The sequence below is a fragment of the Enterobacter cloacae complex sp.6700776 genome (genome assembly GCF_048284255.1).
Taxonomy (GTDB): domain Bacteria; phylum Pseudomonadota; class Gammaproteobacteria; order Enterobacterales; family Enterobacteriaceae; genus Enterobacter; species Enterobacter intestinihominis.
Genome location: NZ_JBLVYK010000005.1, coordinates 290,926 through 301,110, shown reverse-complemented (window position 1 = coordinate 301,110; position 10,185 = coordinate 290,926). Strand labels below are relative to the sequence as shown.

General features: G+C 51.1%; 10 protein-coding genes, 2 tRNA genes and 2 rRNA genes. 10 read left to right on the top strand and 4 right to left on the bottom strand.

The annotated features are described in order from the left end of the window. The 4 genes from ACNQ0T_RS11190 to dkgB all read left to right on the top strand — a co-directional run. Positions 1 to 179, top strand: a 23S ribosomal RNA gene (locus ACNQ0T_RS11190); the annotation flags it as partial. A gap of 69 nt (positions 180 to 248) precedes the next feature. Then, positions 249 to 364: ribosomal RNA gene (gene rrf, locus ACNQ0T_RS11185) — 5S ribosomal RNA — on the top strand. 55 nt (positions 365 to 419) lie between these two features. Next, positions 420 to 496: transfer RNA gene (locus tag ACNQ0T_RS11180), tRNA-Asp, on the top strand. Between the two features lie 160 nt (positions 497 to 656). After that, positions 657 to 1,460: a 2,5-didehydrogluconate reductase DkgB gene (gene dkgB / locus ACNQ0T_RS11175; RefSeq protein WP_063850114.1), complete on the top strand. Its 804-nt coding sequence runs from the start codon at positions 657 to 659 to the stop codon at positions 1,458 to 1,460. A gap of 30 nt (positions 1,461 to 1,490) precedes the next feature. On the opposite strand, the gene yafC is transcribed toward dkgB, so the two are convergent. Then, positions 1,491 to 2,396, bottom strand: coding sequence for a DNA-binding transcriptional regulator YafC (yafC, locus tag ACNQ0T_RS11170; protein WP_022647124.1), 906 nt, complete (start codon positions 2,394 to 2,396; stop codon positions 1,491 to 1,493). Positions 2,397 to 2,500: 104 nt separating this feature from the next. On the opposite strand from yafC, the gene ACNQ0T_RS11165 reads away from it, so the two are divergent. From ACNQ0T_RS11165 to ACNQ0T_RS11155, 3 genes are all read left to right on the top strand, one after another. Then, positions 2,501 to 3,676: an MFS transporter gene (locus ACNQ0T_RS11165; RefSeq protein WP_048966287.1), complete on the top strand. Its 1,176-nt coding sequence runs from the start codon at positions 2,501 to 2,503 to the stop codon at positions 3,674 to 3,676. A 137-nt stretch (positions 3,677 to 3,813) separates the two neighbouring features. Beyond that, positions 3,814 to 4,614, top strand: coding sequence for an endonuclease/exonuclease/phosphatase family protein (locus ACNQ0T_RS11160; protein WP_032621812.1), 801 nt, complete (start codon positions 3,814 to 3,816; stop codon positions 4,612 to 4,614). Between the two features lie 77 nt (positions 4,615 to 4,691). Further along, entirely contained in the window at positions 4,692 to 5,465 is a 774-nt protein-coding gene (locus ACNQ0T_RS11155) for a class I SAM-dependent methyltransferase (RefSeq protein ID WP_023299379.1), read from the top strand. A 52-nt stretch (positions 5,466 to 5,517) separates the two neighbouring features. Here ACNQ0T_RS11155 and mltD read toward each other — a convergent pair whose 3' ends face one another. After that, positions 5,518 to 6,882 (bottom strand): murein transglycosylase D, encoded by a 1,365-nt coding sequence (gene mltD / locus ACNQ0T_RS11150; protein WP_022647128.1) that lies wholly within the window; start codon positions 6,880 to 6,882, stop codon positions 5,518 to 5,520. Positions 6,883 to 6,950: 68 nt separating this feature from the next. Next, positions 6,951 to 7,709 carry a hydroxyacylglutathione hydrolase gene (gloB, locus tag ACNQ0T_RS11145; RefSeq protein WP_193132238.1) on the bottom strand — a complete coding sequence of 253 codons (759 nt, stop codon included), beginning with the start codon at positions 7,707 to 7,709 and terminating at the stop codon, positions 6,951 to 6,953. A gap of 32 nt (positions 7,710 to 7,741) precedes the next feature. Here gloB and ACNQ0T_RS11140 point away from each other — a divergent pair, with 32 nt between their 5' ends. Then, positions 7,742 to 8,458, top strand: a complete 717-nt coding sequence (locus tag ACNQ0T_RS11140) for a class I SAM-dependent methyltransferase (protein ID WP_023299381.1) — start codon at positions 7,742 to 7,744, stop codon at positions 8,456 to 8,458. Here ACNQ0T_RS11140 and rnhA read toward each other — a convergent pair whose 3' ends face one another. Beyond that, positions 8,459 to 9,037: a ribonuclease HI gene (rnhA, locus tag ACNQ0T_RS11135; RefSeq protein WP_160840538.1), complete on the bottom strand. Its 579-nt coding sequence runs from the start codon at positions 9,035 to 9,037 to the stop codon at positions 8,459 to 8,461. Between rnhA and dnaQ the strand changes: the two genes are divergently transcribed. After that, a complete protein-coding gene (gene dnaQ, locus ACNQ0T_RS11130) occupies positions 8,991 to 9,722 on the top strand; it encodes a DNA polymerase III subunit epsilon (protein WP_072201000.1) in 732 nt (243 codons plus the stop codon). The genes rnhA and dnaQ overlap by 47 nt on opposite strands. A 132-nt stretch (positions 9,723 to 9,854) precedes the next feature. Next, a tRNA-Asp gene (locus ACNQ0T_RS11125) sits at positions 9,855 to 9,931 on the top strand. Positions 9,932 to 10,185: the final 254 nt, after the last annotated feature.

The window sequence follows — 10,185 nt, the reverse complement described above, 5'->3', positions numbered from 1 at the left end:
AATGCGGAAGAGATAAGTGCTGAAAGCATCTAAGCACGAAACTTGCCCCGAGATGAGTTCTCCCTGAGACTTTAAGTCTCCTGAAGGAACGTTGAAGACTACGACGTTGATAGGTCGGGTGTGTAAGCGCAGCGATGCGTTGAGCTAACCGATACTAATGAACCGTGAGGCTTAACCTTACAACGCCGAAGCTGTTTTGGCGAAGAGACAGAGACGATTTTCAGCCTGATACAGATTAACAGAATTTGCCTGGCGGCTTTAGCGCGGTGGTCCCACCTGACCCCATGCCGAACTCAGAAGTGAAACGCCGTAGCGCCGATGGTAGTGTGGGGTCTCCCCATGTGAGAGTAGGGAACTGCCAGGCATCAAATTAAGTAGTAAGCCGGTGCATTAATCCGGTGGTTACAGAAGTATTCGGTGGAGCGGTAGTTCAGTCGGTTAGAATACCTGCCTGTCACGCAGGGGGTCGCGGGTTCGAGTCCCGTCCGTTCCGCCACTTATTAAAAGCCCTGAGCTAACGCTCAGGGCTTTTTTCATATCTGTCGTTTTACTATTGCGAAATTAGCAAAAATCCTCTGCATTTTACGATCTTTTTCGATATAACAACCACAGCGATAATCCTCCTCAGTTTACGAACATAACGATTGAGGAATGATATGACTATCCCTGCACTGGGTCTGGGCACTTTTCGCCTGAAGGACGACGTTGTTATCGCATCTGTTAAAACCGCACTCGAGTTGGGCTATCGCGCTATTGATACGGCGCAGATTTATGACAACGAAGCTGCCGTAGGTCAGGCTATCGAGGAGAGCGGCGTACCGCGCCATGAGCTTTTCATCACCACCAAAATCTGGATTGAGAACCTCAGCAAAGACAAGCTGATCCTAAGCCTGAAGGAAAGTCTGAAAAAGCTGCGTACTGATTATGTTGATCTGACGCTGATCCACTGGCCATCACCTGGCGATGCCGTCTCCGTAGAAGAGTTCATGCAGGCGCTGCTGGAAGCAAAAGAGCAGGGCTTGACGCGTGAAATTGGTATCTCGAATTTCACTATCCCATTGATGGAAAAAGCCATTGCCGCAGTGGGTAAAGAGAATATTGCTACTAACCAGATTGAACTCTCTCCTTACCTGCAAAACCGCAAAGTTGTGGACTGGGCGAAACAGCATGGCATTCACATCACCTCGTACATGACGCTGGCATATGGTAAGGCCCTGAAAGATGAAGTGATTGCACGCATCGCTGAAAAACACAAAGCAACAGCTGCACAGGTGATCCTGGCATGGGCGATAGGTGAAGGATATGCCGTGATCCCGTCTTCAACCAAACGTGAAAACCTGGCAAGTAACCTGTTAGCGTGGGATCTCCAGCTCGATGATGAAGATAAAAAAGCGATCGCTGCACTGGAATGCAACGATCGTCTGGTCAGTCCCGAAGGGTTAGCACCTAACTGGGATTAATAAAAACCCTCCCTCTGTACCCTTAAACCCTCACACAGCTCCTCCGGGAGCTGTTTTTATATGTTCGCTAAGGAAGTCGATAAAAGCGCGTATGCGCGTACTTACTGCTCTGTCACTGTAATACACCGCGCTAAAAGGCATCTCTACAGGTAAGCGTTTGTCAGCCATTAGCTCAACTAGCTGGCCCGCAGCTATTTCCTTATCAATCATATAGTCTGATAAACAGGCGATCCCGTTTCCTTCAAGACATAGCTGTTTCAGCGTTTCCCCGCTATTAGACGAAAGTCCGCAGGTGATCTCATGAAGTTGTCCGTCATGACAGGCCACGGGCCAGGTGTTCAGCGAGACAGGCTCCGTAAAGCCCAGGCACAGGTGCTGCTTCAGCTCCTCAACGGTCTCAGGTTTGCCATGCTCTGCAATATATTGCGGTGACGCGATAATTTTGCGGTAGCTGGTGAACAGAGGGCGAGCGCGTAAACTTGAATCCGTCAGGGTTCCCGCGCGGATCGCCACGTCAACTTTACGCTCAATCAGGTTAATGAACGTCTCAGAGGAGACCAGAGACAGGGTCATCTCCGGGTAGCGTTCGCGGAAGGGTTTAATCAACGGCATCAGGAAATGCAGCACGACCGGCGTCGCCGCATCTATGCGCAGCAGCCCACGCGGCGTGCTGCGAGATTCCATGATTTCCGTTTCTGCTGCCGCCATCTCCTGCAAAACGGACTGCACGCGTCGAAAATAACGTTCACCTTCTTCCGTCAGGCTGAGCTGCCGCGTTGTTCTGTTGAGCAGACTCACCCCGAGCTTCATCTCCAGCTTTTTCACCGAGCGGCTGATGGCGGAGTTCGCCTGTCCGAGCTGTTCGGCAGCACGGCTGAAGCTGCCGCTTTCAACAACGGCAACGAAGACAGTCAGTTCTTCCGATGTGGCTTTCATTATTGCATCACCTGCAAAATTCTATTGAGATTCTAACCATTTTTGTTATTTAAACACTGGCGCATACTGCCTGTCATCTTAATCCTGAAGAGACGGAGTATTTTATGCCACTGGCGCTTCTTGCCCTGACGATCAGTGCCTTCGCAATCGGCACGACCGAATTTGTTATTGTAGGACTTGTTCCTACCATTGCTGAACAACTCGCTATCTCGCTGCCTTCTGCCGGGCTGCTGGTATCTATTTACGCGTTAGGCGTCGCTGTTGGGGCGCCTGTGCTGACCGCACTGACTGGACGCTTTCCACGTAAACAACTGTTAGTTGCCCTGATGGTGCTCTTCACCGCCGGCAATATTCTGGCGTGGCAGTCACCGGATTACTCCACGCTGGTCATTGCCCGCCTGCTGACAGGCCTCGCGCACGGTGTCTTCTTCTCCATCGGTTCCACGATTGCAACCAGCCTGGTGCCAAAAGAGAAAGCGGCGTCAGCCATTGCGATTATGTTTGGTGGCTTAACCGTCGCGCTGGTCACCGGCGTGCCGTTAGGAACGTTTATCGGACAACATTTTGGCTGGCGTGAAACCTTCCTCGCGGTATCGCTGTTGGGCGTGATTGCTCTGGTAGCCAGCCTGCTGCTGGTGCCCTCCAGTATTCCGGGGCGCGCGAGCGCCAGCCTGAGCGATCAGGTTAAAGTTCTGACACACCCGCGCCTGCTGCTGATCTATGCCGTTACGGCCCTGGGTTATGGAGGTGTGTTCACTGCGTTCACCTTCCTTGCACCGATGATGCAGGAACTGGCTGGTTTTTCTCCGGGCGCGGTGAGCTGGATTTTACTGGGCTACGGTATCTCCGTCGCAATCGGCAATATCTGGGGCGGCAAGCTTGCGGATAAGCATGGTGCGGTACCGGCGCTGAAATTCATCTTCGCCGCCCTGGTTGCCCTGCTGATGATTTTCCAGTTCACCGCATCGATGCAATACGCCGCGCTGGTAACGGTGTTGGTTATGGGGATATTCGCTTTTGGTAATGTGCCGGGATTGCAGGTATATGTTGTGCAGAAAGCCGAACGTTATACGCCTAATGCGGTGGATGTCGCATCTGGGCTGAATATCGCCGCATTTAATATCGGTATCGCACTCGGTTCGGTTATCGGTGGGCTGGTGGTTGAACATGTTGGATTAACCCAAACGCCATGGATTGGTGCGGTAATTGTGCTTATCGCTTTCCTCCTTATTGGTCTCAGTGGACGGCTTGATAAACCCGCTCGCGTCGCACTTGGATAAGTATCAGTAAGTGCTTGCTTACAAAACTGGAAAGCGGTTTCTCAGTAATTGCGTTGAAAGTGTGACCTAAAATCCCTATAACATTAGAACCAGTCCGTTTTCCGGGCTGGTTCATGTTACAGAGGCCGTTTCCAAAAGTGCGAAAAAATACCTATGCCATGCGTTATGTTGCCGGAATGCCTGCGGAGAGGATCTTGCCTCCGGGGTCGTTTGCGAGCCTTAGCCAGGCATTACCAGCGGGCACTCCATTAAGCAGTGACGAAAAAATTCGCGTACTGGTGTGGAACATCTTTAAGCAACAGCGTGCGGAGTGGTTATCCGTACTTCAAAATTTTGGTAAAGATGCGCATCTGGTTCTGTTACAGGAGGCGCAAACCACGCCTGAACTGGTCAGGTTTGCAACGACGAACTATCTTGCAGCCGATCAGGTGCCTGCCTTTGTTCTGCCACAGCATCCTTCCGGGGTGATGACCCTTTCAGCCGCACATCCGGTCTATTGCTGCCCGCTGCGTGAACGTGAGCCGATCCTGCGTCTGGCAAAATCAGCGCTGGTCACGGTCTATCCGTTGCCCGACACCCGTCTGCTGATGGTGGTAAACATTCATGCGGTGAACTTCAGCCTGGGTGTTGATGTGTACAGTAAGCAGTTACTTCCCATCGGCGATCAGATTGCTCATCACAGTGGGCCGATCATTATGGCCGGGGACTTCAATGCCTGGAGCCGTCCGCGTATGAACGCGTTGTACCGCTTCGCGCGTGAAATGTCGCTGCGTGAAGTTCGTTTTAACGATGACCAGCGCAAGAAAGCGTTTGGTCGTCCTCTCGATTTTGTCTTCTATCGGGGTTTAAGCGTGCACGACGCCTCCGTTCTGGTGACGCGCGCCTCCGATCATAATCCTCTACTAGTCGAATTCAGTCCCGGCAAACCTGATAAATAATGGTGCGTCAGGTCTGCCGTGGGGCAGGCCTGTGCGGGTGCTGCCCTTTATTTTTTAACCCATAAAAGGACAGCAACATGACAACAACACACTCCCATCATGACAACGTCGAAAAACAGTTTGGTTCTCAGGCAAGTGCCTACCTGAGCAGTGCCGTACATGCCTCTGGCCGCGATCTGGTACGTCTCGGCGAACGGCTCGCCGCGTTTCCTGACGCGCACGTGCTGGACTTAGGCTGCGGAGCGGGGCACGCCAGTTTTACCGCCGCACAGCAGGTTGCTCAGGTGACGGCGTATGACTTATCGAGCCAGATGCTGGATGTGGTTGCTGAAGCGGCGAAAGCGAAAGGGCTGAATAACGTCACGACGCGCCAGGGCTACGCTGAATCTTTACCCTTTGAGGATGCATCCTTTGAGGCTGTGATTAGCCGTTACTCTGCACACCACTGGCATGATGTGGGGCAGGCATTACGGGAAGTGAAACGCGTGCTCAAACCGGGCGGAATATTCATCATCATGGACGTGATGTCTCCCGGGCATCCGGTACGGAATATCTGGCTCCAGACGGTTGAAGCGCTGCGTGATACCTCGCACGTGCAAAACTACTCCAGTGGAGAGTGGCTTACGTTTATCACCGAAGCTGGCTTGATTTCACGCTCATTGATAACCGACCGTTTGTCGCTGGAGTTCACGTCATGGATTGCACGGATGCGCACACCGGAGGCATTAACTCAGGCGATCCGATTGTATCAGGAGAGTGCCTCTGCTGATGTCAAGGCGTACTTTGAATTGCATGACGATGGATCGTTTACCAGCGACACCATTATGGCTGAAGCGCAAAAAGCGGGATAAACAAAAAAGGCACCGAGGGGAATCGGTGCCTTTTTAATAAGCGATCGTACTATCAGGAATCTGGCGTAGCGCTGTTTTTCACAAACAACGTCAGCTGGTCGCCAGGTTGCAGGTTGTCAGTATCGTTGTTCCAGCGCATCACATCTTTGATGTTTACGCCGTGACGCTTAGCAATACTGGACAGCGAGTCGCCTTTACGTACGCGATAGGTAATGCTATCGCTGTTTTTAGCGAGACGCTGTGCGCTGCTACCTGCACCTACGGTCAGCGTTTGACCCACTTTCAGACCGGATCCGCGCAGATTATTCCACTGCTGGAGATCTTTCGTATTCACGCCAAGACGTGATGCAATACCTGAAAGCGTATCACCTGAACGCACCTTATAGCTGCGGCTGCTTACAGGCGACGTATCAGCAATCAGCGTAGACTGAACGGCTGCAATTTCACCCGAAGCTAAAGACTCACGTAACTGCTCCGCGTGTTTCTGCGGAACCATCACATAGCGCGGGCCGCTTGCACCCAGCGTGGAGCCTTTAACACCTGCATTAAAGGTTTTAAGCTTACTTACCGACATACCCGTCATATCGGCAACCTGTTGAATATCAACAGGGCTGCTGAGGCGGACACGCGCCAGTGCACGACTTTCGTCTGGTGTTGGCAGTTGTACACCGTAACGTTTGCTGTTCTTGAGAATGTCACTCAATGCCAGCATTTTCGGTACGTAAATCTTTGTTTCCTGTGGCAGTGAGAGCGACCAGAAGTCTGTGGATTTTCCACGCGCTTTATTCGCTTTCATTGCCTTCAGTACACGACCTTCACCACTGTTATACGCCGCGACAGTCAATAACCAGTCGCCGTCAAACATCTTGTTCAGACGTTGCATCATGTCGAGAGCGGCTGTCGTTGAAGCGACAACATCACGACGCGCATCGTAGTTGCGGGTCTGCTTTAAACCATAATTTCGCCCTGTGCTCGGAATGATCTGCCAGATGCCTGCTGCATTGGCGCCAGACGTCGCGTGCGGGTCAAAAGCGCTCTCCACTATGGGTAGTAGTACCAGTTCCATAGGCATGTTACGTTTCTTAACTTGCCCTGCTATCCAGTACATATACGGCTCTGCCCGTAATGTTACATCGTGGAGATAGCTCTTATTTCTCAAATACTTCTGTTTCTGTTCGCGAATCCGGCTGTTTTCCGGAATTCCCATCTTTAGCTCGTCGCCAATAGAGGCCCACAAGTCTTGTTCCTGCGCGAAGGATGTCCCATCGTCCAACCATCGCGCCTGACTTGTAAACTTCCCTGCTTCCCCTTGACCAGCCGCAGAAAGGCTCTGTGCGTGCTGTTGTACGTTGCTGCCGTTTTGTGACTGGCAACCTACAAGCAGGACAGAGGCGAGTAATATCGCTTTTGCCTTCATGTGTGTGTCAATAGTTGCTTAAAAGACGAGCGATGATAACGGCGAAATTTTGAAAAGGCAACCCGCAATTATCTGAAGTTATCTTTCTTTGACCTTAACCATGCAAATCGCGCTTCAGGTTGTAACAAATTTGTTTCTTGACTAATTTTATTAATTAAATCAACGTCATTCGTTCTTAAAAATAAATTTATTTGTCGCTCATTTTTCAGAATTACGGGGAGTGTTTTTTGGTTTTTTGCACGTAACTCCTTCACTTTCTGGTAATAATCCTGAATCGCCCGATCCTCTGGTAGTACGCTTGCAGCAAACTTCATATTCCCTAATGTATACTCATGTGCGCAACAAATTACGGTGTCGGCTGGCAGCGCATTAATTTTTTGTAAAGATTGATACATCTGTTCTGGCGTGCCTTCAAACAGCCTTCCACAGCCGCCGGAAAACAGCGTGTCGCCACAAAAAAGATAAGGTTTGCTGTAGAAACAGAGATGACCGGAAGTGTGACCTGGCGTAGCAAATACGGAAAACTCGCACCCGAGGATGAGGATACTTTCGCCTTCTTCGACAACTTGCGTCGTACCCTTATCCTGTGTCTCTGCTGGTCCGTAGACGGGAATATGGGGATAGCGCGCAAGGAGATCGGGAACACCCCCGACATGATCGTGATGGTGATGGGTAAGGAGGATCGCTTCAGGCTGCCAGTCGTTTTCTTCTATCGCGTGCAGGATCGGTACGGATTCGCCGGGATCAACAATGATGCATCTGCGATCGTCATCGACTAAAACCCAGATGTAATTGTCCTGAAAGGCGGAAATACTGATAAGATTCATGCATTACCTCTTATAGCGTGGCGGGTGTTTTGATGAAACCGGCAAGGATACCTCAGACTGTCGCACCACCGGAACGTTGGGCAGAGTTGCCCTGGGGTGAATATTATCGCGAGGCCTTAGAACTTCAGCTTAAACCCTGGCTCGCGAAAATGTATGGTTTTCACCTGCTTAAGATTGGCAATCTGAGCGCAGAAATCAATACCGAAAGCTGCGCTATCTCGCATCAGGTTAGCGTATCGCTTAATGGCTCCCCGGTTCAGGTGAAGGCTGATCCGCTGCATTTGCCTTTTGCGGAAAAATCCATTGATGCCTGTCTGCTCGCCCATACGCTGCCCTGGTGCAGCGATCCCCATCGTCTGCTGCGGGAAGCCGACCGCGTTTTGATTGATGACGGCTGGCTGATCCTGAGCGGTTTTAATCCGCTGAGTCTGATCGGGCTACGTAAACTGACGCCCGTTCTGCGCCGCACGGCGCCATATAACAGCCGGATGTTTACCATGATGCGCCAGCTGGACTGGCTTTCACTGTTAAATTTCGAAGTGCTGAGCTACGGGGGTTTTCAGGTCATCCCCTGGACGCGTAAAGGCGGGGTCTTATTAAGTACCCATTTACCCGCGCTGGGCTGCATGCAATTTATTGTCGCGCGTAAGAGGACGATCCCACTTACGCTCAACCCAATGAAGCAAAGCAAATCAAAAACGCGGATCCGCCAGACCGTGGGTGCCACGCGGCAGTACAAAAAACCGTGATCAGGATTCAGGTTGATAACCTGCATCCTCATGGGTTGGGTTTGATGCCGCCGCGCGAGCCAGCTCGTCACAGCGTTCGTTTTCAGGGTGACCGGCGTGCCCCTTTACCCACTCCCATTTGATTTCGTGCTGACCGAGGGCGGCATCAAGACGCTTCCAGAGATCGACATTCTTGACGGGTTTTTTCTCTGCCGTTTTCCAACCGCGCTTTTTCCAGTTGTGGATCCATTGGGTAATGCCCTGGCGAACATACTGGCTGTCGGTACTCAGCACCACGTCACAATGTTCTTTTAAGGCTTCCAGCGCCACGATGGCCGCCATCAACTCCATGCGGTTGTTGGTGGTCAGGAAATAGCCTTCACTAAATGTTTTTTCATGCTGGCGATAGCGCATAATGGCGCCATAGCCGCCGGGCCCTGGGTTACCGAGACAAGATCCATCGGTGAAAATTTCTACCTGTTTACGCATCTCTGGTAGACTTCCTGTATTTGAAACGTTCAGTAAAACGATAAGTCTGACATAAATGACCGCTATGAGCACTGCAATTACTCGCCAGATTGTTCTTGATACCGAAACCACCGGTATGAACCAGATTGGCGCCCACTACGAAGGGCACAAAATCATTGAGATTGGTGCCGTTGAAGTGGTGAACCGCCGTCTTACGGGCAACAACTTCCACGTTTACCTCAAACCCGATCGGCTGGTGGATCCGGAAGCGTTCGGCGTTCACGGGATTGCCGATGAGTTTTTGCTGGATAAGCCCACCTTCGCCGATGTCGCGGATGAATTTCTCGACTACATCAGAGGTGCGGAACTTGTCATTCATAACGCGTCGTTCGATATCGGCTTTATGGACTATGAGTTCAGCAAGCTCAACCGCGATATTCCAAAGACCAATACGTTCTGTAAAGTCACGGATAGCCTGGCGCTGGCAAGGAAGATGTTTCCCGGCAAGCGTAACAGCCTTGATGCCCTGTGCTCTCGCTATGAGATAGACAACACCAAGCGAACCCTGCACGGCGCATTGCTCGATGCCCAGATCCTGGCCGATGTTTACCTGACCATGACCGGCGGGCAAACGTCGATAAAATTCAGTATGGAAAATGAATCCCAGCAGACGCGGGATGAAGGCGGCATTCAGCGTGTCGTGCGCCAGGCTAATCGCCTGCGGGTTGTTTTAGCCAGTGATGAAGAGCTGATGAACCACGAATCTCGCCTCGATTTAGTGCAGAAGAAGGGCGGAAGCTGTCTGTGGCGTGGGTGAAAAAAGGCGGAAACGTTTGTTAAATCACCGTTTGGGTGATTTTTGCAGCAAACGATTCAAAACCTGAGAAAAAGCGTTGACGAGTTACGAGGCAGACCGTAATATTCGCCTCGTTCCCCAAGCGGGAACAGTGGAGCGGTAGTTCAGTCGGTTAGAATACCTGCCTGTCACGCAGGGGGTCGCGGGTTCGAGTCCCGTCCGTTCCGCCACTATTCAGAAAGCCTGAATCAGAAATGATTCAGGCTTTCGTCGTTTTATACTCCCTACACTCGCTTAACTCTCTTCTTATTTTCGTTAACAAAAAGTTAATATAATCAGTGCAATTTATTAACATTTGCACGGTTTTAGTGCGTTATTTGCACTGCTTTTGTGCATTGTTTGCCCATCCCCTCTCCGAACCTCACTTAGTTATGTAATAATTATGTAAAAATAATTCATAAGAAATCATTCGGTTACCGATCAT